This is a genomic window from Herbidospora galbida (genome assembly GCF_005233835.1).
Taxonomy (GTDB): Bacteria; Actinomycetota; Actinomycetes; order Streptosporangiales; family Streptosporangiaceae; genus Herbidospora; species Herbidospora galbida.
In genome coordinates, this window is the sequence record NZ_SZQA01000070.1 from 1 (window position 1) to 22,204 (window position 22,204).

The window sequence follows — 22,204 nt, forward strand, 5'->3', positions numbered from 1 at the left end:
CAGCCGCCCGGCCTGGGCCCGCAGCGCCGCCGCGTCCCGCCCGGAGACCACGAACGGCAGCGGCTCCCGCCCGTCAGGCTCGCCGGCGGCGGGCGCGTCACCCGGGACGGGCGGCTCCGCCACCACGACGTGGGCGTTGGTCCCGCCCATGCCGAACGAGCTCACCCCCGCCACCGCGCGCCCCTCCAGCGGCCAGGCCACCGGTTCGGTCGCCACCCGCAGGCCCAGGTCGTCGAGGGGGATGGCCGGGTTCGGGTCGCGGAAGTTCAGGCTCGCGGGCACCCGCCGGTGCCGGACGGCCAGCACCGTCTTCAGCAGCCCGGTCAGCCCGGCCGCGCCCTCCAGGTGGCCCACGTTCGTCTTCACCGACCCCACCAGCAGCGGGCGGGCGGAGCCGAGGGCGGCCCCCAGCGCCGCCGCCTCGATCGGGTCGCCCACCGGCGTGCCGGTGCCGTGCAGCTCCACGTAGCCGACGTCGTCCGGCGCGGTCCCGGCGCGGGTGTGCGCGGCCCTGATCACCGCTTCCTGGGCGGCCCGGTCGGGCACGGTCAGCCCGGCCGAGGCGCCGTCGTTGTTGACCGCGCCGCCGAGCAGCACCGCGTGGACGCGGTCGCCGTCGGCCAGCGCGCGGTCCAGCGGCTTGAGCAGCACCGCCACCCCGCCCTCGCCGCGCACGTAGCCGTTGGCGCGGGCGTCGAAGGTGAAGCAGCGGCCGTCCGGCGACAGGGCGCCGAACCCGGCGCTGCGCGCCCCGCTGTCGGGCGACAGGATCAGGTTCACCCCGCCGACCAGGGCCAGGTCCGACTCGCCCCGGCGCAGGCTCTCGCTCGCCAGGTGCACCGCGACCAGCGACGACGACTGCGCCGCGTCGACGGTCAGGCTCGGCCCGGTCAGGCCCAGCACGTAGGAGAGCCGGTTGGCCAGGACGCCCCGGTTCAGGCCGGTCATCGCGTGCCGGCCGGGCCGCGCGCCGCTCAGGTGGTGGAGGGTGGCGTAGTCGTCCCAGAGGGCGGCGGCGAAGACGGCGGTCCGGCTGCCCGCCAGCGAGGCGGGCACGATGGCGGCCTCCTCCAGGGCCTCCCAGCCCAGTTCGAGCAGGAGCCGCTGCTGCGGGTCCATCGCCGCCGCCTCCTTCGGCGAGATGCCGAAGAAGGCGGCGTCGAAGCGGTCGGCCTCGTCGAGGTAGGCCCCGCGCGCCTCGCCCAGGCCGCGCCCGGCGGGGGCGGCGCCGACCGCGTCGCGCCCCTCCGACAGCAGCCGCCAGAAGGAGTCGGGGTCCGCCGCGCCCGGCAGCCGGCAGGCCAGGCCGATGACGGCGATGGGGGTGCTGGTGTGGGAGTCGGACATACAACGCAGCTTGGCCGGAACCGCTAAGGAAGGCCTTGATGCGATCTAAAGCGTCATGGCCACAGCCCGCGCTTCAGCGCCGCCAGATGCTCCACGGCGATCCGCTGCTGCTCGGCCGGCCGGTCGGGCCCGCCGAAGGCGTGGTAGAACCCCGGGTAGTTGTGCAGCTCGACGGGCACCCCGGCCTGGGCCAGGCGCAGCGCGTAGAGGATGCCCTCGTCGCGGAGCGGGTCGAGGCCCGCCGTCGAGATGTAGGCCGGGGGCAGGCCCGACAGATCCTCCGCCCGCGCCGGGGCCGAATACGCCGACGCGGCCTCACCGCCCAGGTAGAGCCGCCAGCTCTCCAGGGCCAGCCCCCGGTTCCAGATGGGCGCGTCGGTCAGGGTGCGCATGGACGCGGTGTCGAGCCGGTCGTCGAGGGCGGGCGTCGCCAGGTGCTGGAAGACCAGCGGAGGCCCGCCCCGGTCCCTGGCCAGCAGCGCCACGCCCGTGGCCAGCGCCGCTCCGGAACTCGCTCCGGCCACGCCGAGCCGGCCGGCGTCCACCCCCAGCGCCCCGGCCTCGGCGGCCAGCCATTCGAGCGCCGCGTAGGAGTCCTCCAGCCCGGCCGGGTAGGGGTGCTCGGGCGCCAGCCGGTAGCCGACCGCCACCACCACGGCGGAGGCGTAGGTCGCCGCCTGCGCCGCCGCCTGGTGGACGTGGTCGACGTTCCCGAGCACGAACCCGCCGCCGTGCAGCCACAGCGTCGCGGGCAGCGGCCCGGCCACGCCGCGCGGACGGTAGACGCGGACGTGCACCGGCGCGGCGGGCTCGCTCACGTCCACGGAGTCGAACTCCGGCAGCGCGGCCAGCGGCTGCGGGCGGGTCCCGGCGCGGTCGGCGACGGCGTCGGTGAGGGTTCCGCTGATCGGCATGGTCACGCCTCCAGTGACAGGGCCTGTGACGGGCAGAGGTCGAGGATGTCCCGGAAGCGCTTCTCGTCCCCTTCCGGCACCTCCGGATCGAGCACTTCGACCAGCCCGAGCTCGGACTGGTCGAAGCGGTCGGGCGCGGACAGCACGCACTGTCCCGCGCCCAGGCAGCGTCCTTGGTCGGCGCTGATACGCATGTGCGACTCCTGTTCACCGTTCCTGTTCACCAGGTGACGGGCAGTTCCCAGACACCCTGGACGCCGCCCGCCTCCTTGATCGGCAGGTCGGCGAGGTCCCTGGCCAGCCGCAGGCCGGGCAGCCTGCGGAAGAGCGTGCCGAGCGCGATCTCCATCTCGGCGCGCGCCAGGTTCTGGCCGATGCACTGGTGGACGCCGTGCCCGAACGACACGTGGTGCCGCGCGCCCCGGTCGACCGCGAACGCGGCGGGGGAGGGGAACGCCTCGCCGTCGCGGTTGGCGGTGGCGATGACGACCACGACCCCGTCGCCGGCCCGCACCCGGTGGCCCGCCAGGTCGGCGTCGGCGGTGGCGAACCGGGCGATGCCGTCGGCGATGGCCATGAAGCGCAGCAGCTCCTCGACCGCCGTCGGCAGCAGCCGGGGGTCCGACCGCAGCGCGGCCAGCTGGTCGGGGTGTTCGAGCAGGGTGACGACGCCGAGCGCGATGGCGCTCGCGGTGGTCTCGTGGCCGGCCACGAGCAGCAGCAGCGCGATGTCCACCAGCTCGGCCCGGGTCAGCCCGCCCGTCCCGACCTGCTCGGCGATCAGGGTGTCGAGCAGCCCGTCGCCCGGCTCCCGCTGCTTGCGCTGGATCAGGTCGTCGAGATAGGCCTTGAGCTGCGCGAACGCGTCGGCGCTCTCCTCCAGGGTGGTGCTGCCGGTGACCACCCGCCGCGACTGGTGCTCGAAGAACGCGTGGTCGGCGTACGGCACCCCGAGCAGTTCGCAGATGACGATCGAGGGCACCGGCAGCGCGAAGTCGGGCACCAGATCGGCGACCGGTCCCTTGGCCTCGATCTCGTCGATGAGCCCGTCGACCAGGGTCTGGATGCGGGGCCGCAGCGCGTTGGTCTTCTTCACGGTGAAGCTCGACAGCAGCATGCGCCGCTGCACGGTGTGCTCCGGCGGGTCCATGCCGATGAAGTTGCGCACCTTGCGGGCCGACTCGAACCGGGGCGCCAGCGCCGGATAGTGGGGGTGGACCCGGTCGGAGGAGTAGGTGCCCGGGTCGAGCAGCACCTGCCGCGCCTCGGCGTGCCCGGTCACCGCCCACACCTCACGGCCGTTGTAGAGCCGCACCTTCGACACGGGTTCGTAGTCGGCGTATCCGGACGCGGGCTGGAAGGGGCAGCCGCGGGCCTGCGGGTATTCGGGCAGAAGAGTCATTCCGCCGCCTCCTGAAGGGGCTTCGGCGCGGGCGCCGGGGTCCGATGGGGCTGCGACACGCTGAACCGTTTCACCGCCGGGGTCTCCACGAACCTGAACAGGGCCCAGGCCAGCACCAGCGCCACCCCGAGGGCCAGCACCAGCAGTCCCGCTCCCGCGAGCGGCGTCAGGTCGCGCCCGTCGACGAGGTAGCGGTGCAGGTAGGTGACGGTCAGCCCGTGCACCATGTAGAACGCGAACGACCACTCGCCGAGCCGCACCAGCGCCCGCCCCCGGAACGGCGACCGGGTGAGCTCCAGGTCGGCCTGGGCGGCGGCCACCACCAGCGGCGTCAGCCAGATGGCCGCCGTGCCGGCGATGCCCCACAGGTAGGGCACGTTCGCCTGCACGACGTAGCCGCCGACCGCGATGAGCAGCGCGGGCGCCAGCCCGAGCCGAGGCCACGAGCCCTCCAGGGCCAGCCGCGCGGCCACCACGCCCAGCACGAACTCGGCCGCCCGGACCGGCGGGAAGAAGTACACGAACCAGATCTGCTCGAACGAGAGCGTGCCGTCGGAGATGAACGGCAGCGGCTGGCCGCCGATCAGGTAGATCGACACCAGCGGCACGAGCAGCGTCACGGCCACCAGCGCGCCCGCCGTGATCCACAGCGCGCGGGCCGAGAAGCGGTTCAGCAGCCGCAGGATCCACGGGAAGGTCAGGTAGAAGAACAGCTCGCACGACAGCGACCAGCTCACCGAGTTCATCGTGTTCGGCACGGTGAGGTCGGGGATCCACGCCTGGAGCAGGAACAGGTTGGCCAGGGTGCCGGTGGTGGTGAACGCCTGCGCGGTCAGCAGCATCAGCACTCCGGCCACGACGAACGTGACGAGGTGGTTGGGGAAGATCTTCACCAGCCGCCGCCGCCACACCTTCGGCGGCGTGTCGCCGGGCCGTGCCGACCAGGTCAGCACGAACCCGCTGAGCACGAAGAAGAAGGTGACGCCGTAGAAGCCGGCGCTCTCGAAGACCGGGGTGTCGACGAACTTGGTCTGCCAGGTGGTGTGGAAGGCGAACACGAGCAGCGCCGCGAGGAAGCGCAGCCCGGTCAGCGACGGGAGCCGTGCGCCGCGGGTCTGTTCTGGTGAGCTGGTCATGAGAGTGAGGCTCGCAGCGCGTTATTGGGCGGGTCTAAAGCCGTTCTTGTGCGGGTTCGCGGGCGGTGCGGGCCCGTCGTGGCACCGCGTCCAGAAGCGACTTCGTGTACGGGTGGACGGGCCCCGCGAACACGTCCTCGACCGGCCCCGACTCGACGACGACGCCGTCCTTCATCACCATCACCCGGTCGCAGACCTCGCGGACCACGGCCAGGTCGTGGGAGATGAACAGGGTCGCCAGCCCCAGCTCCTCCTGCAGCCGGCGCAGCAGGTCGAGCACCTGCGCCTGCACCGACACGTCGAGCGCCGACACCGGCTCGTCGCACACCAGCAGCCGGGGCTTCGGCGCCAGGGCGCGGGCTATGGCCACCCGCTGGCGCTGGCCGCCCGACAGCGCGGCGGGCCGCCGGTCGAGCAGGTCGGCGGTCAGCCCGACCCGCTCCAGCAGGACCACCGTGCGGCCGGCGCGCTCGGCGCGGGGCACGCCGGTCGCGGCCAGCGCCTCGCCGACGATCCGCGACACCGGCCAGCGGGGGTCGACGGCGCTGAGCGGGTCCTGCGGGACGAGCTGGATCGTGTGCCGCCGCGTCCGGCGGGCCCGTTCGGGCACGCCGGACCAGGGGTCCCCGTCGAGCAGCACCGTCCCCTCGTCGGGCCGGGCCAGCCCGAGCACGACCCGGGCCAGCGTCGTCTTGCCGGAGCCCGACTCGCCCACCAGCCCGAGCGTCTCGCCCGGCCGCAGCGTGAAGTCGACGCCCGCCACCGCCGTGCGGCCCCCGAACCGCTTCACCACTCCGGTGACCGTCAGCAGCGGCGCTTCCCCGGCGTCGACCGGCTCGCGGACCGCGCGGGGCCGGCTGCCCGGCACGGCGGCGAGCAGTTCCTTCGTGTACGCGTGCCGCGGATCGTCGAGCACCCGGTCGGTCGGGCCGGTCTCGACGATCACGCCGTGCCGCATCACCGCCACCTCGTCGGCCAGCGCCTCCACCACGGCGAGGTCATGGGAGATCAGCAGCAGCCCGGTGCCCTGCTCCTTCAGCTCGTTCAGCAGGGCCAGCACCCGCGCCTGCACGGCGGCGTCGAGCGCGGTGGTCGGCTCGTCGGCGATCAGGATCCCCGGTTCGGCGGCGATGGCCGAGGCGATGAGGGCGCGCTGGCGCAGCCCGCCCGAGAGCTGGTGGACGTACTGGCGGGCGCGCTCCTCCGGCTCGGGCACGCCGACCCGGGTGAGCAGGCCGACCACCCGCTCGCGGGCCGCGCTCCGGGGCACGGTGCGGTGCGCCAGCAGCGACTCGGTGATCTCGGCGCCGATCGGGCGCAGCGGGTCGAGGGCGACCAGCGCGTCCTGGGAGACGAGCCCGATGTGCCGGCCGCGCACCCTGCGCCATTCGCGCGGGCCGAAGCCCTGGGCGTCCTGCCCGGCGATCCGCAGCCCCCCGGCGGTCACCATGGCGGTCGGCCCGGCCAGCCCGAGGAGCGAGCGGGCCAGCGCCGACTTGCCCGAGCCCGACTCGCCGACCAGGGCCAGGCACCGGCCCGGCTCCAGCCGCAGCGACGCGTCGCGCACGGCGTGCACCCGGCCGGAGGCGAACCGGACGTTGAGGTCTGTGGCCTCGACGAGACTCATGAGGCGTACCGTCCCTCGGATCGGTTCTGGGCGTGGCGACCGACGACGGTCACCGCGATGACGGTGAGGACGAGCATCAGCCCCGGGAACAGCGCCGCCCACCAGGCCAGGTGGAGGAAGCCCTGGCTCTCGGTGAGCATCGCCCCCCACTCGGGCGTCGGCGGCTGCGCGCCGAGGCCGAGGTAGCTCAGCGCCGCGCCCGTGGAGATGGACACCCCGAGCGTGACGGTGGCCAGCACCAGCAGCGGCCCGAACGTGTTGGGCAGCACGTGCCGCAGCACCACCAGCGGCCGGCGCACGCCCAGCCCGATCGCCGCCTCGACGTATCCCGACCGGCGCACCACGAGCGCCTGGGCGCGCACCACCCGGGCGAAGCCGGGCGCGATGCCCACGGCCACCGCGAGCGTCGCGCCGACCACGCCCTTGCCGGTGATCAGCACCACGAGCAGGGCCAGCAGCAGGCCGGGCAACGCCAGCAGGGCGTCGGCGACCCGCATCAGCACCGCGTCGCCGAACCGGCCCGACAGCGCCGCCAGCAGGCCCCACACCACGGCGATGAAGAGCCCGCCGACGGTGGCCGCCGCGCCGATGGCCAGCGAGTGGCGGGCGCCGTGCACGACGCGGGTGAAGACGTCGCGGCCGAGCTGGTCGGTGCCGAACAGGTGGGCGCCGTCGGGCGGCAGGAAGGTGGCCAGCGGGTCGGTCGCGGTCGGGTCGTCCCCGGCGAGCAGGCCGGGGACGGCGGCGGCCACGAGGAGGAGCACCAGGAACGCCCCCGACAGCAGCACGGCCGGCCCGACCCGGCGTGTCAGCGGCGCCGGCCCCGCGAGTGCCTGGACGGTCATATCGCCTGCACCCCCGTCGTCCGGCGCAGGCGGGGGTCGACGACGGCGTACAGGACGTCGACCAGCACGCTGACCGCGACGAACACCACCGCCGACAGCGCCACCACACCCTGCACGACCGGCAGGTCGCGGTCGCCGACCGCCTGGAGGGTGATCCGCCCGATGCCGGGCCGGGCGAACACGTTCTCGACGATCACCGCGCCGCCCAGCAGGGTGCCGGTGAACCAGCCCGCCATGGTCAGCGCCGGCAGCGCCGAATGGCGCAGCGCGTGCCGGTAGCGCACCGCCGTCTCGGGCACGCCGCGCGCCCGCGCGGTCACCGCGAACGGCTGGTCGAGCGCGGCGAGCAGGCCCTCGCGCATCACCTGGGTCAGCACGGCCGCGATCGGCAGCGCCAGGGTGATCGTGGGCAGCACCAGCGACGCCACCCCGCCGGCCTCCGACACCGGCAGCCAGCCCAGCCGGAACGAGAAGATCGTCAGCAGCATGATGCCGAGCCAGAACGACGGCGTCGACACCACCACCAGCTCCACCGCGGCCGCCACCCGGCGCGGCCAGTTCCGCCGGCCCGAGGTGGCCACCGCCACCAGCACCGCCAGGAGCGGGGCCAGCGCGGTGGCCGCCAGCGCGAGCTGCACGGTCGGCCAGAGCTGGTCGGCCAGCACCGTCGCCACCGGCTGCTGGAGCTGGTAGGAGTCGCCGAACCGGAAGGTCGCCAGCCGCGCGACGTAGTTCAGGTACTGCACCACGAGCGGCTGGTCGAGGCCGAACTCCGCGCGGATCCGCTCGTGCTGCTCCTCGGAGACCAGGGCGTCGGAGCCGACGATGGCGTAGACCGGGTCGCCCGGGATGAGCTGCAGCACCAGGAAGGCGCAGGTGGCCGCGGCCCACACGACGAGGGCCGCGCTCACCAGCCGGGTCAGGACACCTCTCACGGGGCCTCGACCCAGGCGCCGTAGAACTCGGGGTGCGCCGAGATGCTCAGCCGCAGGTCGCGCACCTTCTTGCTGGCGCCGAGGTTCTGCGTGTCGACGTAGGTCGGCACCACCACCGCGTTCTCGATCGCCCACTTCTGCGCCTTGGCGTACTCGGCGGCGCGCTGGGCCGGATCCTGGGCGGTCTGCGCCGCCGTCAGCCACTTGTCGACCTCGGGGTCGGTGACCTGGGCGAAGTTGTGCCCGCTGTTCTTGGACGTCTGGTCGGAGAAGAAGAAGTGGCTCAGGATGTCGCCGTCGCCGCGCGCCCACGACAGCTCGACCACGTCGTAGCGGCCCTCGTCGAGGCGGCCGCCGATCTCGATCGCGTCGGTCGAGGCGAGCAGCTCCAGGTAGATGCCCGACTTCTTCAGGTCGCCCTGCACCGCCTGCGAGAACGTGCTCGCCTCGCCGTAGATCGGGGCGACCACGGTGAGCCGCTTGCCGTCCTTGGTGCGGTAGCCGTCGGCGTCGCGGCCGGTCCAGCCGGCCTCGTCGAGCAGCTTGGCCGACAGCGCCGGGTCGGTCGGCCAGGTGTTCTCCAGCGAGGCGTCGTAGCTGGCCGGGGTGGTCGGCGACAGCGGGCTCCAGGCGCGCTGGTAGAGGCCCTGGAACACCGACTTCACGAGCGTGTCGATGTCGATGGCCCGCTGGAAGGCCTGGCGCACCCGCACGTCGGAGAACAGCGCGCCCTTGGTGTTCAGGTAGAAGGCGTTGACCGCCCCGGGCACCTGCTTGTCGAGCACCTGCAGCCGTGAGTCGGCCTTGAGCAGCCCGAGCTGGTTGGCCGGGATCGCGCTCGCGGTGTCGACCTGGCCCGAGGTCAGCGCCCCGACCCGGGTGGCCGCCTCGCTGATGAACCGGACCTTGAGGGTGTCGAGGCGGGCCGGCCCGGTGTGCCCGGCGCTCTTGGGCGCCCAGTCGTAGTCGGCGTTCTTCGTGTACGTCCGCTCCTGGCCGCGCACGTAGGCGCCCGACTTGAAGGGGCCGGAGCCGACCGAGCCGTCACCGGCGGCGCACAGCTTGTCCGACCCGGCCTTCAGCGTGGCGGGGGAGGCGATGCCCAGCGCCGTGGTGCTGGCGGCCTGGAGGAACGGCACGTAGGGCCGGTCGAACTCGACCTTCACCTGGTAGGGGCCGACGACCGACACGCCCTTGTACGGCCCGAGCAGCCCGGCCGCGTACTGGGAGTTGGTCTCCTTGGCGGTGATGTGGTCGAAGTTGGCCTTGACCGCCTCGGCGTCGAGCTTGGCGCCGTCGTGGAAGACGACGTCCTCGCGCAGGGTGAAGGTGTAGGTCTTGCTGTCGGGGCTGATCTCCCACTTGGTGGCCAGCCACGGCTCCAGGGCGCCGTCGGGCGTCTGGTAGACCAGCGAGTCGTAGACCGGGCGCTGCAGGAACGAGGTGACGTCCTGCGCGCTGACGTGCGGGTCCCAGCAGTCGGGCTCCTCGTTGACCGCGTGGGTCAGGCTGCCGGAGGCGGCGGGTTCGGCCGCCTGGCCGCCGCCACCCCCGCCGGTGTTCTGCGTGCCGCACGCGGCGAGGGCGATAAGGACGGCGGCCGCCAGTACGGCACGTGATGGAGGCATGCGAACTCCAGATACGTTCGATGGTGCAATCGTTCGCACTATCGGGAGTGCCGCTAAAGCGGGGCTGAAACCACGATCTCCGCCGCCTCGGCCAGCAGCCGGAACGACCGCAGCCGGTCGTCCTGCGACGGCACCACGGTCAGCGCCATCAGCTCGTCGGCGCCGGTCTCCCCGATCAGCCGGTCGAGCTTGCCGGCCACCGTCTCGACGCTGCCGATGAGCTGCGGCTCGACGATGGCTTGCACGAACTCCCGCTCGGCCGCCGACCAGCGGTGCGCCGCCGCCCGCGCCGCCGCCGGGAACACGTCGAAGTGGGGCGAGGTGCGCATCAGGACCTTGCCGAGCAGGTAGGAGGAGGCCGTGGTGAACGCCTCGTCGTCGGTGGGGGCCACGGTGACCAGCGCCGCGATCAGGGCGCGCGGCCGGTCGAGGTCGGCCGAGGGCCGGAACGCGTTCCGGTAGGCGGCCAGCGCCTGCGCCGTGTCGCGCGGGTTGATCTGGTGCGCGTACGCGTAGGGCAGCCCCAGCGACCCGGCGAGCGCGCCGCTGCCGGGGCTCGACCCGAGCACCCACAGGTCGGGCCGCGCGTCGGCGGCCGGCACGGCGACGATGCCGGTCGACCGGTCGGCCGGCGCGAAGTAGCCGCGGAGCTCGCCGATCTCGCCGGCGAAGTCGGCGGCGCCCTCGGGCGAGCGGCGCAGCGCCCTGGCGGTGCGCGGGTCGGTGCCGGGGGCCCGGCCGAGCCCGAGGTCGATCCGGCCCGGGTAGAGCGCCTCCAGGGTGCCGAACTGCTCGGCCACCACGAGCGGGGCGTGGTTGGGCAGCAGCACCCCGCCCGACCCCACCCGCAGGGTCGTGGTCGCCGCCGCCAGCCGCCCGGCCAGCACGGCCGGGGCGGAGGTGGCCAGGCTGGTGGTGCTGTGGTGCTCGGCCACCCAGTAGCGCAGGTAGCCCAGCTCCTCGGCCTTCGGGGCGAAGGCGACGGTGTCGGATAACGCCTGGGTGGCCGAGCCGCCCTCGAAGACCGGGACGACGTCGAGGACGGAGAGGGGCAGGGTCATGACAGGGCTCCTTCGGAGGGCGCCGGTGCGGAGACGGGCTCGGCGGGGGCCGCCTCGGGCTTGCCCGGCAGCAGCAGCCCGGCGACGAAGACCACGGCCGCGGCGGCCACGGGCCACCAGAACGCGTTGCCGAACGTGGCGGGGGTGGGCGCGGTGTGCGCGCCGCCGCCCTGGAGGATGAGCGCCACGACGGCGATGCCGAGCGAGGCGCCGATCTGGTTGAGGATGAAGACCGCGCCGGTCGCCCCGGCCACCGCGTCGCCGGGCACCGTGCGGTAGACCGACCCCATCGTCGGCGCGCCGACCAGGCCGAGGCCGAACCCGGCGGCGAGCTGGGCGCCGGTCAGCAGCAGCTGCGAGGTGCCCGCGTCGGACGAGGTGAACACCAGCGCCCCGAGCCCGATGAGCAGCGCGCCGACGGGCACCAGCCGCCGCGCGCCGAGCTTGTCGGCCAGGTTGCCCGCGATCGGCATGCCGATGAGCGTGCCGAGCCCGAGCGGGGCCAGCAGCAGGCCCGAGGCCAGGATCGACTCGCCGCGAACCTCCTGGTAGTAGAGCGGCAACAGGAACAGCAGCGAGAACAGGCCACCGCCGATGAGGAACATGGTGGTCACGCTGGCGCTGAACCCCTTGCTGCGGAACAGCCGCAGGTCGAGCAGCGGCGTGCCGGTGGTGCGCAGCGCGTGGACGATGTAGGCGGCGAACAGCGCCAGGCCGACGACCAGGCCGATCACCACCGACGTGCTGCCGAAGCCCTCGGCGCCGGCCCGCGACAGCGCGAAGACGAGCGCGGCGAACCCGGGCGACAGGGTGAACACGCCGATCCAGTCGAGCGGCGCGGCGCCGCCGGGCGGGTCGGCCGGCAGGACGACGACGGCCAGCACGATCGCGGCGAGGGCGAAGGGGATGTTGACCAGGAACATCCACTGCCAGCTGAGGTTGTCGAGGATCAGGCCGCCGACGATGGGGCCGACGACCGGGCCGAGCGTGATCGGGATGGAGATGAGGCCCATCACGCGGGCGATGCGGGCCGGACCGGCCGCACCCGCGACGACGGTCATCATGATCGGGTCGACCATGCCGCCGCCGAAGCCCTGCAGGATCCGGAACGCGATGAGGCTCTCGGCGTTCCAGGCGAAGGCCGACAGCGTCGACCCGGCCAGGAACACGGTCAGGCCGAGCAGCCACATGCGCTTGGCGCCGAAGCGCACGGTCGCCCACCCGGCCAGCGGGATGGCCAGCGCGACCGCGAGCAGGTAGCCGGTGGTGACCCACTCGATCGTGGCCAGGGTCGCCTCGAACTCGGCGGTCAGCGTGCTGATCCCGACGTTGACGATCGTCGCGTCGAGGTAGGACATCATCCCGCCGAGCACCATCACGCCTATCAGCGTGAGCAGCGCGCGGTCGAGCCGGGCCGTGCCTGACATGACAACTCCTTTGAACCGGGGAGACAGTGAAAATGAACTGGGGAGTTCAATTACCTGCCTGGGACGGTAGCATGGCGAAATGAGCGTTGGCGACACCGAGAAATCGACCTCCGACCGAGGGCGGCTGGACAAACGCCGGGCCATCGTGGAGGCCGCGCTACGGGTGTTCGCCCGCGTCGGCTACGCGCAGGCGAGCCTCGACATGATCGCCGCCGAGGCCGGGGTGGCGAAGCCGACCATCTACAACCACCTCGGTTCCAAGGAGAACCTGTTCCGCCACGTCATGACCGAGACCGCGGCGCGGGCCAACGGCAAGACGATGGAGGTTCTCGAGTCCTTCCCCGGCGAGGCCGACGGGCTGCGCCCCGGCCTCGAAGACGTCGCGGGCAAGCTGGTGGCCTGCTACACCGACGAGCAGTCGCAGGCCGTCCGCCGCCTCCTCTACGCCGAGGCGGTCCGCTTCCCCGACCTGTTCGACCAGGTCAGGGCCAGCGGCCCCGACCAGTTCATCGAGGCGCTGGCCGGGCGGCTGGCGCGGCTGGCCAACGCCGGCCACCTCCGCATCGAAGACCCGGTCAGGGCGGCCAACCAGTTCATCGCCCTGGTCTACGAGGAGCTCCCGACGCTGAGCACGTTCGGCTCCCGCCCGCTCGACTCCCGAGACGCCGAGAAGGTCGCCGTCGCGGGGGTCGACACCTTCCTCCGCGCGTTCGGGTCGTCGTCCGGGTCATGAGGCGTACCGGAGCTTCGAGAACTCCTTCGTGAGGGCCAACCGCTGGGGCGCGAAGCCGCCGTGGATGCGCAGCACCGACAGCAGCGTCCACAGCCGGGTCTGCGCGAACGACGACGGCGCGCCGTGCACGTCGTCGTGCTCCAGCACCCGCACCCCGGGCACCCGCTCGCGCAGCAGGGCGGCGTCGGCGGGCGGGATGATCTCGTCGCGCAGGCTCGTCACGTGGGCGACCGGGATCCGCAGCGCCGACAGCTCCTCCGGGGTCAGCGCCCAGTCGCGGATCAGCGCGTAGACCTTGTCGGGGCCGGCCCCGGTGAGGTGGGCCAGCGTCTCGGTGGTGACCCTCGGCACGTTCGCCTGCCAGGTCTCGTCGGTGAAGAAGTGGCGCAGCGGCGCGCCCGCGCCCACGACGCCCCTGATCCGGTCGTCGTGCAGGGCGGCGCGCAGCGCCAGGTGGCCGCTGAAGCTCAGCGCCAGCAGGTAGGTCCTGCCGGTGTCGGCGCGGCCCTCGACGGCGTCGAGCAGGGCGGGGAAGAACCGCCAGGCGTCGGCGTCGTAGGGCACCGGGTTCTCGCCGACCCGGGGCATCTCGGTGACGATCCCGGCGAAGCCCAGCGCGTCGAGCTGCGGCAGCACCGCCGCCCACTGCTCCTTGACCGAGATGATGCCGCCGGTCAGCACCAGCAGCGGCCGGGGCTCGGGGGCGTCCAGGCCGACCGTCCAGCCGGGGGCGGGGCCCTCCAGCGGCCTGATCGCCGGGAAGCCGGCCCGCCACCGGTCGAAGACCGCGCGGCTGCGGGCGGCGGCCTCCTGCCGCGCCGGGCCGTCGGCATAGGGGAAGCGGGCCATGATGTAGTGGGCGTTGGCCTCCGGCAGCCGGTCGTCCGCGGCCAGCCGGTCGCCCTCGGCGCTCCACTCGCGCACCCACGACTCGTCGTCGTCGACCCGGGCCAGGATCGCCGCCGAGTGCTCGGGCGGCATGCCCTGCGAGCGGGCGTGCGCGATCACGTAGTTCTTCAGCTCGTCCAGGTAGGTCATAGGTTCTCCAGAGCCTCTTTCACCTCGGTCAGCACGTCGGCCGCCTCGGCGCCGTCGATCACGCGGTGGTCGAAGGAGAGGCTGAGCCGCATCACGGGCGCGACGGCCGGCGCCCCGTCCCGCACCACGACCCGGTCGGTGATCCGGCCGACGCCGAACGTGGTGGTGGTGCCGCCGACCGAGTGGAAGGAGTCGACCGCCCGGTGGCCGAGCGAGGTCACCGCGAAGGTCCCGGTCAGGTGGGGGCGCAGGCTCAGCGACGAGGCGGCCTTGCGGAATCTCCGCCGGCCGAGGGCCCAGGGCGCGGCGTGCAGCCGCCTGACCCCCTCGAAGTCCTTCAGCTTCTCCGGGTCGCCCTGGCGCACCCGCGTCAGGTGGGCGTGGATGTCGGCGATGGCGGCCTCGTGGAGGTTCGGCACGACCGTGCCGAGCACGACCCGCCGGCCGTTGAGCGTGCGGTCGAGGGTCACCTTGCCGCTGACGAACGGGTAGCGGGCCACCCGGGGGCGGAGCCGTCCCTGGATCGCGGCGTTGGCCTCCGGGTGCTTGGCCAGCACCCGCCCGGCGGCGTGCAGGACGTAGGCGGTGATCGCGTGGCCGTTGACGGCGCGGTGCGCCAGCACCCGGGTCATGTCGACCTCGGTGTCGAGGAAGACGGGGGAGAAGTCCCTGATGACCTCCAGGAAGAACAGCGTGTGCCGCCGCTCCCGGTACAACGGGACGCCCGTCATGACGCGGTGGCCAGTGCGTAGACGGCCGCCAGGCTCGGGGCCTCCAGCACCCGGGCGAACGGCAGCGGCCGGCCCGTCTGGCGCTCCAGCAGCGTGCAGAGCGTGAGCAGGTGCACCGAGTCCCACGCGTCGACCGTGTCGAGCGACCGGCCGAGGTCGTCCTCGGTGACCGGGAGGGCCAGTTCGTCGCGCAGCAGCGTGACGTACTCCTCGACGGAAATCATGGTTGCTGTCCTCCGAAATCGGCGCTGAGGCGGATGTGCGGCACCGGTTCCGGCGGCCGGGTCAGGTCGTGCCGGAACTCGGCCCCCGCCTCGTCGGCGTGGACGGTCGCGAACCCGGCCTCCGGATAGAAGCCGGCCACCCTGCCGTTCTTGGCGGTACGCCGGTAGGCGGCCCGCACCTCGCGGGCGGCCGAGCGGCGGGCGTGCTCCAGCACCGCGCCCAGCACCGCCTGCTCGATGCCGCGCGCGAACACCCGGCAGCTCAGCAGGAAGTTCTCCACCCGCAGCACCCCGCCGTCGCGGCGCAGCAGCACCGCGCCCACCAGGCCGTGCTCGCCGAACCGGTCGGCGGAGGCGATGGCGAGCACCCGGGCGTCCGGGTCGCCCGCCAGGTCGCGCACCTCGGCCGGCGACAGCCGCCGGGTGGTCAGGTTGAACTGGTTGGTGCGCAGGGTGAGCTGGGAGACCCGGTCGAGCTGGGCGGGGGCGGCGGGCGCGAGCCGCACCTCGGTGCCGAGTTCGGCCAGGTAGCCGTCGAGGGAGTCGAAGCTCTCCAGGAAGCCGCGCCGGGCGTCCTCCTCGCGGTAGCGGGCCGGGCGGGCCAGGTCTTCCGAGGTGAGCCGGGGCACGTCGAACCAGCCGTCCCGCAGCAGCGCCGCGACGTGCAGCGCCGGCTCGTCGGTGAGGTCGACCACGGCGACGCCGGGCAGTTCGCGGCGCACCAGGCCGCGTTCGAAGGGGCTGTCGTCGGCGAACACGAAGCTGTCGGCGCCCAGGTTGAGGTCGGCCGCGAGTTCGGCCAGGTTGTCGTGCTTGGGCCGCCAGTTGGCCCGCACCTGGACGAAGTCGCCGTCCCGCAGCGTCATCCCGGGGTGGTCGCGCAGCACCCCGGCCACCGGCCCGGGGTCGTTCTTGCTGACCGCCGCCACCAGCACGCCCTGCGAGCCGAGCTGCCGGACCACCCGCTGGAACCGGGTGAACGCCTCGCCCCGGTAGCCCTCGGCCACCTCGACGCCCTCCGGCCCGACCTCCCCGAGCACGCCGCCCCAGACGGTCTCGTCCAGGTCGAGCACGAGCACCTTCTTGGCCGCTCCGGCGGCCTGCCGGGCCAGGTGGGCGGCCTCGCGGGCGTACGCCGCGAGCAGGTCGTCGGTCAGGTGGGCCTTGGCGTAGACGCTCTGGCGGGGGTCGCGGGCGCACACCCCTTCGGCGAGCAGCGGGTCGAGGTCGACGACGGCCACCTCGGGGCGGTCGAGCCGCAGCAGCCGCGCGTTGGCCTCCCGCCAGGCCGCGCCGAGGGCGGCCCGGTCGCGCCGGTCCAGCAGCTGGGCGGTCAGCTCCCGGGGCAGCGGGAGCGTGTTGAGCACCAGCGTGGCCCCGTTCGCGGTCGCCGCGAACGTCCCGGCGAGCTTCTCGATCAGCTCGATCTTCGCGTCGAGCACCCGGGCGGCGTCGTCGGCCCGCCAGGGCAGGGGCAGTTCGGCGGCGACGATCTCGGGGCCGAGCACCGCCAGCGCGAACGCCGGGCCGTCGGCCTTCCCGAGGGTCGCGTAGAGGTCGCTGCCCGGGTCGGCCAGGTCGCGGACCCAGGCGTCGAAGTCGGCGAGCGTGATCGCGGCCAGCAGGCCGTGCCGGGCCAGCTCCACGGTCAGCGCCGGGCGCAGCGCGGCGAGGGTGCCGTGCCCCGTGACGTACAGGGAGACCAGAGGCGTGGCCGGATGGGCGGCGAGCACCTCGGCGGGGTCGAGCCGGGCCAGGAACCGGCCGGCGCGCGGCAGCGCGTCGTCGGGCAGCTCCGCCAGCAGCCCCCGCACCGACGGCCACTCCGCGGCCGGTGGGAGGTCGCTCACGACGCGCCCCCTTCCAGCGCGAACCCGGCCTTGATCCACTTGCTCGACTCGATGGACACCCCGATCGCCCGCTCGCCGGGGGAGATCTCCGTCAGCGCCCGCTCCAGCTGCAGGAAGACGATGGCGTTGCCGCAGTTGCCCGCGTGGTCGACGACCGAGACCTCACGGGCGGCGGGCAGCGCCAGCCGGTCGGTGATGAGCCGGGTCATCCGGCCCGAGAGCTGCGGCGGCAGCACCAGGTCGACGTCGCGGTCGGTCCAGCCGACGGCGCGCAGCAGCTCCAGGAGCACCTCCTCGGTCATCTCCGGGACGTGCTTCTCGATCGCCTTGTAGTCCTCGGTCGCGGCCGGGCGGTCGTGGTGACCGTCGGTGTGGCGGTCGGCCGGGCCGAACCACTCCAGCACCGCGCCGGGCTCCCGGCCCAGGCCGACCAGGCGGGTGAACAGCGCCCGCACCTGCGCCGATCCGGGCCGGGGGTCCGCCGACACCACGGCCGCGCCCGCCGCGTCGCCGAACAGCACGTAGTTGACCAGCTCGGCCGGGGCCGCCCTGGTCAGGTCGCGGGTCACGTCGTAGAAGCGCGCGATCACGTCGCCGCCGAGCACCAGCACCGTGCCGGTCTCCCCGGCCAGCAGCAGCTGCCGGGCCACGTCGAGCGCCTGGACGGCCCCCGAGCAGCCCGACTGCAGCTGGAAGGTGCGCACCTGGTCGATGCCGAGCCGGTCGGCCACCACGTTCACGGTGGCCGGCATCAGGCGGTCGGGAGTCGCGGTGCCCAGCACGACGGCGTCCACCTCGCCCGCCGTCACGCCCGCCGCCGCCAGGGCGCGGGCCCCGGCGTCGGCGGCCAGGTCGGCCAGGGTCGTGGTGACCTTGCCCGACTCCAGGTCGAGCGCGAGGTGGCGGGCGCCGGTGCCGATGAACGCCTCCACCCACTGCTCCCACAGCGCGTCCATGCCGAAGCGCCGGGCCAGCGCGGCGTTGTCGACGGGCGGGCCGGGCAGCGCCGAGGCGGCCGAGAGGATGTGCATCGGCTCAGCCGGCGAGCAGGATGCGCGCCTCTGCCGAGGCCCGCACGCCCGTCATGCGCCAGGTGCGGAACCCGGTGAGGCCCTCGTACCTGCCGCCGGTGCCGGTGGCCGGGTAGTAGACCCACTCGCTGGTCCGCACGTCGTTGAAGTCGGCCCAGCCCTCGGCGTGGATGGTGCCGTCGGTCAGGGTGATGTCCTCGGTGTAGTAGGTCATCAGGCCGCCGTCGCCGGGGCGCACGTACTCGATTCTGAACGAGCCGTGGGAGGTGCCCAGGAGGTTGCCGTCCTCGTCGTAGATCTCGTCGTCGAACGTGCCGGTCTGCCCGATCTGCGGGTCGGCGACCGTGACGTCGTCGACCACCTTCACCACGATCTCCTTGGGCGCGCGGATCACGATCTGCTCGGCCATGATGAGGTCCTCTCTCGTCAGTCCAGGGGGAAGCGGGCCGGGGGCTCGCCCGCGATCAGGGGGATGCGGTCGCCCGCGCACTCCGGCAGGGGAGGCTCCGGCGGGCCCGGGAAGAAGCGCTCCACCGGGTGACCGCTCAGCACGGCCCAGAAGTCGTGCCTGGCCGGGGTTCCGGTGTTGACGGGGTCGTTGTCACGGAAGGTGTAGGGCGCGTACGCGCGGCGGCGCGGGTCGGGCTGGGTGAAGCGGCCCCAGTAGCCGTTGTAGAGGTGGTCGTCGAGGACGTGCGCGCTGCGCAGGAGCTGGTAGGCGCCCAGGAAGCGCAGCGGGTTCAGGGCGGCGGCCGGGCCTTCGGCGGTGACGGCGCCGTGGGGGGTGTAGCGGTAGCGGGCGGTGAGCTCGCCGTCGGCGCCGATCAGGGCCAGCACCGAGCCCTGGTGGTCGGTCACGATCCAGTGGTGGTCTCCCCCCGGGGCCGTCAGGGCGAGCGGCGTCCCGCCGGGGGAGCGGACCAGGTCGGTGGGCGCTCCGTCGTCGACGACGCGGAGCAGCCCCAGTTCCGACCAGGTCAGCACGTGGGTGACGGTCCGGCCGTCGACGGTGGTCTCGGTGATGCGGCGCGGGGCGCGCTGGTCGAGGCCGTCGTAGGAGACGTCGACGACCCGGATCCCGCCGAAGACGCCGGTGAGGGTCTGGTGGGTCGGGCTGTAGGCGAACGAGCCGGTCGGGTTGACCTCCTCGACGAAGTCGCCCGCGCCGTCGTAGGTGAAGCCGGTGTCGCCGAAGCGGGTCACCTGCCCGGCCGCGTTCAGCGTGAAGGCGATCTCGCCCAGCCTGACCAGGTTGTGCGCGCGGTCGTAGGCGTACTCGGTCCCGCCCGCCGCGACCAGGCGGCCGAGCCCGTCGTAGGCGTACTCGACGGTCGCGCCGTCGATCTCGGCGGTGCGCAGCAGGCCGCCCTCGTAGGCGTAGCGGGCGGCCAGGCGCGGTCGCCCGTCCGGGCCGCGCACGGTGAGCGCGGTGCGGCGGCCCGACGCGTCGTGCTCGATCTCCTGTACGGCCGCCCCCAGGTCCACCCGGACCAACCGGCCGGCGGCGTCGTGGGTGAGCCGGGCGACGTGCCCGGCCGGGGTGGTGACCGTCGCGGGGCGGCCGTTCTCGTCGTAGGCGTACGCCGTGATGCCGCCGGGGGTGGTGACGGCGAGCAGGTCGCCGTCGGGGGAGTGGTCGTAGCGCACCACCTCGTCCGGTTCGCCGTCGGCGGTGCGGACGGACCGGGAGATCCGGGGGCCTCGGCCGGTCGGGGTCCAGGTGTGGGCGTACGACCAGCCGGGGCCCGAGCGGCGGGTGACCCGGCCGAGCCCGTCGTGGGAGAACGAGGCCAGGACCGTGCCGGTCGCCTCGTCGACGACCTCGGCCAGGCGTCCGGCGTGGTCGTGCCGGTAGCCGACCGTACGGCCGTCGCCGCCGGTGACCCCGGCGATCCGCGACAGGCCGTCGTAGGCGTACCGGACCGGGCCGAGCGGCGCGGGCGGGGTGACCGAGGTCAGGTTCCCGGCGGGGTCGTAGCCGAAGGAGGTGGTGTGGCCGTTGCCGTCGGTGAACGTCAGGGGGCGTCCGTGCACCGGGTGGTAGGTGCGGATGTCGAGGGGTTCGTCCCGGCCGGGCACCAGGGCGCGCACCGGGCGGCCCTGGTCGTCGATGTCGAGCCGCAGCTCACGGCCGGCCGGATCGCGCAGGACGGTCTGCGGCCCGTACTCCGCGCCGCTCTTCTCCCCGGTCGGCAGCCGCAGGGCGGTGAGCCGGCCCTCGTGGTCGTGCTCGCGGGTGACGACGCCGCCGAGGGCGTCGGTCTCCTCGCGGAGGAGGTCGTCGTCGGTCCAGGCCCAGCGGCGTCCGTCGCCGAGCCCGGTCAGCCGGCCGCGCCCGTCGAAGTCGTGGACGGTCACCCGCCCGGCGGCGTCGGTCACCGTCGTGCGGCCGGGGGAGTAGGCGAAGGTGAGCCGGCCGACGCCCCAGTCGAGCGCGGTCACCGCCCGGCCCTCGTAGGTAAAGGTCAGGGCGCCGCCGGCGGGGTCCTCGACGCCGGTCAGGCGGTCGTCGTCGTCCCAGCGGAACACGGTCGTGGCCCCGGCGGCGTCGGTGTGCCGGACGGGGCGGCCGGCCAGGTCGTACAGGAAGACGGCGGCCTGCGCGCCCAGCGGGTCGACGATCTTCGTGATCAGTCCGCCGGTGTCGAGGTGCAGGGTGACGACGCGGCCCTGGTCGTCGACGACGACGGGTTCGCCCGCAGGGCCGCGTACCGGCGCGGGGTCGAGCCGCCAGCCCGGGCCGAGCCCGGCCTCGTGCCGGGAGTCTCCCCGGTACTCCCTGACCAGCCGCAGGTGGGCGCGGGTGCCGGGCACCACCAGGTCCAGCCAGCGGACGACCGGCGTGCCGTCGCGCAGGTCGACCAGCACCTCGGCGGCGTCGCCGAGGGGGATGCGCCGAACCGCGTGGCGGGCGTGGACGTCCCGGAATGTGGACACAGGCTGCTCACCCCTCGAATGGGCCGGTATGGCGAGCCTCATCTTTGGCCCCGCTTCTAAAGCGGGACTTAACGCCCCCAGAATCCGGTTCACGGCATTTTGCCGGGATGTGTCGTGCCCGGTCAGGGGGCGCCGGAGCTCCGGCGCGGCGATTCCGGACGGTGACTAAACGTCTATTCCGATGGCGCGCTAATCGGGTGGGTGGCGATGGTTGGTTATGCTATTCCCTAATTCCAGTAGGTTTTGTATAGAAGCCTGGGGAGGCTTCCGCGAAGATGACGGTCACCGCTCGTGCTCATGAGATCCGGCGCCCCGCCCTCGTCAGAGACATGGAGTTCGACCGCCTGACCCATCTCGTCCGGGCCGCGCGCGACCGCCACGGCCTGGTCACCGAACTGACCGGCGATCCCGGCGCGGGCAAGTCGTGGCTGCTCGGCGGCCTCGCCAGGGAGGCCCGCGGAGACGGCGTCACGGTGCTGTCCGGCCGCTGCTCCGAGGCGGGCGCCGAACAGCCCTTCCACCCCTTCCTCCAGGCCCTGGCCACCTGGCGGGGCCCCGGGGGCCGCATCGTGCCCGCCGCCGCGACGCTCATCGACGTGCTCGGCGGGGCCGGGGAGGCCGAGACCGCCTCGTTCGCCGGCCGCCACCAGCTCTTCGTCACGGTGCGCCGGGGGCTGGCCGACTGCCTGGCCGCCGTGCCCGGCGACGTGCTGCTGCTGCTCGACGACTTCCACTGGGCCGACCCGCTCTCCGTCGCGCTGCTGGAGATGCTCATCCGGCGTCCCGTCGACGGCCCGCTGACCACCGTCGTCGCCCACCGCCCGCGCCAGTCGCCGGTCCGGCTGCGCTCGGTGCTCGACCTGGGCGGCGTCGCCTCCGTCGCGCTCGGCCCGCTGAGCTACGGGCAGTCGGCCCGGCTGCTCGACGGCGTCGAACACGCCCTGATCAGGGACCTGCACGACGACGCGATGGGCAACCCGCTCTACCTGACGGCGCTGGCCGACCGCCCGGCCGACGACGACGGCGGCGGCCCCTGGGCGCGCGGCAGCCTCGGCGCCCGGCTGCTCGCCGAGACCGAGCTGCTGCCGGGCGAGGCCCGGACGGTGCTCGACGCCTCGGCCGTGCTCGGCGACGTCCTCGACCTCCCGGCCGTGGCGGCCGTGGCCGGGGTCGACCGCGACGTCGCCTGCCGGGTGCTGACCGAACTCGGGCGGCGCGACCTGATCAGGGCCCTCCCCGGCAGCCCCGGCAGGCTCACCTTCCGCCACCCGCTCGTCCGGCTCGCCCTGTACGCCGCCATCGACCCCTGCCGGCGATCGGCGGCGCACCGCAGGGCCG

The 22,204-nt window shown here is 73.9% G+C and carries 20 protein-coding genes; 2 read left to right on the forward strand and 18 right to left on the reverse strand.

What is annotated here, in order from left to right; genetic code table 11:
- The 11 genes from FDA94_RS37325 to FDA94_RS37375 form a co-directional block, all read right to left on the reverse strand.
- Positions 1-1,347 (reverse strand): beta-ketoacyl [acyl carrier protein] synthase domain-containing protein (locus tag FDA94_RS37325; RefSeq protein WP_137251745.1); only part of this gene is annotated, 1,347 nt, incomplete at its 3' end.
- Positions 1,348-1,400: 53 nt separating this feature from the next.
- On the reverse strand, positions 1,401-2,261 hold the full coding sequence (locus FDA94_RS37330; protein ID WP_137251746.1) for an alpha/beta hydrolase: 861 nt from the start codon (positions 2,259-2,261) through the stop codon (positions 1,401-1,403).
- 2 nt (positions 2,262-2,263) lie between these two features.
- A complete protein-coding gene (locus FDA94_RS37335) occupies positions 2,264-2,455 on the reverse strand; it encodes a ferredoxin (protein ID WP_062349583.1) in 192 nt (63 codons plus the stop codon).
- A gap of 26 nt (positions 2,456-2,481) precedes the next feature.
- A complete protein-coding gene (locus FDA94_RS37340; RefSeq protein ID WP_137251747.1) occupies positions 2,482-3,663 on the reverse strand; it encodes a cytochrome P450 in 1,182 nt (393 codons plus the stop codon).
- Complete coding sequence (locus tag FDA94_RS37345) at positions 3,660-4,799, reverse strand: acyltransferase family protein (RefSeq protein ID WP_137251748.1); 1,140 nt, start codon at positions 4,797-4,799, stop codon at positions 3,660-3,662. The genes FDA94_RS37340 and FDA94_RS37345 overlap by 4 nt, the downstream gene beginning before the upstream one ends.
- A gap of 34 nt (positions 4,800-4,833) precedes the next feature.
- A complete protein-coding gene (locus tag FDA94_RS37350; RefSeq protein WP_137251749.1) occupies positions 4,834-6,426 on the reverse strand; it encodes a dipeptide ABC transporter ATP-binding protein in 1,593 nt (530 codons plus the stop codon).
- Positions 6,423-7,271, reverse strand: coding sequence for an ABC transporter permease (locus tag FDA94_RS37355; RefSeq protein WP_137251750.1), 849 nt, complete (start codon positions 7,269-7,271; stop codon positions 6,423-6,425). Before FDA94_RS37355 ends, FDA94_RS37350 begins: the two co-directional genes overlap by 4 nt.
- The gene (locus tag FDA94_RS37360) at positions 7,268-8,206 is read right to left on the reverse strand and encodes an ABC transporter permease (RefSeq protein WP_212735687.1); all 939 of its coding nucleotides are present in this window, start codon (positions 8,204-8,206) and stop codon (positions 7,268-7,270) included. Before FDA94_RS37360 ends, FDA94_RS37355 begins: the two co-directional genes overlap by 4 nt.
- Positions 8,203-9,834 (reverse strand): ABC transporter substrate-binding protein, encoded by a 1,632-nt coding sequence (locus FDA94_RS37365; RefSeq protein ID WP_137251751.1) that lies wholly within the window; start codon positions 9,832-9,834, stop codon positions 8,203-8,205. The genes FDA94_RS37360 and FDA94_RS37365 overlap by 4 nt, the downstream gene beginning before the upstream one ends.
- A 53-nt stretch (positions 9,835-9,887) precedes the next feature.
- Complete coding sequence (locus FDA94_RS37370; protein ID WP_137251752.1) at positions 9,888-10,895, reverse strand: LLM class flavin-dependent oxidoreductase; 1,008 nt, start codon at positions 10,893-10,895, stop codon at positions 9,888-9,890.
- The gene (locus FDA94_RS37375; RefSeq protein WP_137251753.1) at positions 10,892-12,322 is read right to left on the reverse strand and encodes a DHA2 family efflux MFS transporter permease subunit; all 1,431 of its coding nucleotides are present in this window, start codon (positions 12,320-12,322) and stop codon (positions 10,892-10,894) included. Before FDA94_RS37375 ends, FDA94_RS37370 begins: the two co-directional genes overlap by 4 nt.
- 79 nt (positions 12,323-12,401) lie before the next feature.
- On the opposite strand from FDA94_RS37375, the gene FDA94_RS37380 reads away from it, so the two are divergent.
- Positions 12,402-13,055, forward strand: coding sequence for a TetR/AcrR family transcriptional regulator (locus FDA94_RS37380; RefSeq protein WP_137251754.1), 654 nt, complete (start codon positions 12,402-12,404; stop codon positions 13,053-13,055).
- Here the strand turns inward: FDA94_RS37380 and FDA94_RS37385 are convergent.
- From FDA94_RS37385 to FDA94_RS37415, 7 genes are read right to left on the reverse strand one after another with little or no spacing between them, the layout of a single operon-like run.
- On the reverse strand, positions 13,050-14,093 hold the full coding sequence (locus FDA94_RS37385) for an alpha/beta fold hydrolase (protein WP_137251755.1): 1,044 nt from the start codon (positions 14,091-14,093) through the stop codon (positions 13,050-13,052). The genes FDA94_RS37380 and FDA94_RS37385 overlap by 6 nt on opposite strands.
- Entirely contained in the window at positions 14,090-14,824 is a 735-nt protein-coding gene (locus FDA94_RS37390; protein ID WP_137251756.1) for a 2-oxo acid dehydrogenase subunit E2, read from the reverse strand. The genes FDA94_RS37385 and FDA94_RS37390 overlap by 4 nt, the downstream gene beginning before the upstream one ends.
- Positions 14,821-15,048: an acyl carrier protein gene (locus FDA94_RS37395; RefSeq protein ID WP_137251757.1), complete on the reverse strand. Its 228-nt coding sequence runs from the start codon at positions 15,046-15,048 to the stop codon at positions 14,821-14,823. The genes FDA94_RS37390 and FDA94_RS37395 overlap by 4 nt, the downstream gene beginning before the upstream one ends.
- Entirely contained in the window at positions 15,045-16,898 is a 1,854-nt protein-coding gene (locus FDA94_RS37400; RefSeq protein ID WP_137251758.1) for an HAD-IIIC family phosphatase, read from the reverse strand. Before FDA94_RS37400 ends, FDA94_RS37395 begins: the two co-directional genes overlap by 4 nt.
- On the reverse strand, positions 16,895-17,929 hold the full coding sequence (locus FDA94_RS37405) for a 3-oxoacyl-ACP synthase III family protein (protein ID WP_137251759.1): 1,035 nt from the start codon (positions 17,927-17,929) through the stop codon (positions 16,895-16,897). Before FDA94_RS37405 ends, FDA94_RS37400 begins: the two co-directional genes overlap by 4 nt.
- Before the next feature lie 4 nt (positions 17,930-17,933).
- Positions 17,934-18,338, reverse strand: coding sequence for an allene oxide cyclase barrel-like domain-containing protein (locus FDA94_RS37410; protein ID WP_137251760.1), 405 nt, complete (start codon positions 18,336-18,338; stop codon positions 17,934-17,936).
- Between the two features lie 17 nt (positions 18,339-18,355).
- Positions 18,356-20,866: an RHS repeat domain-containing protein gene (locus FDA94_RS37415; protein WP_137251761.1), complete on the reverse strand. Its 2,511-nt coding sequence runs from the start codon at positions 20,864-20,866 to the stop codon at positions 18,356-18,358.
- Positions 20,867-21,141: 275 nt separating this feature from the next.
- On the opposite strand from FDA94_RS37415, the gene FDA94_RS37420 reads away from it, so the two are divergent.
- On the forward strand, positions 21,142-22,204 hold a 1,063-nt coding region (locus tag FDA94_RS37420; RefSeq protein ID WP_170991296.1), incomplete at its 3' end, for an AAA family ATPase.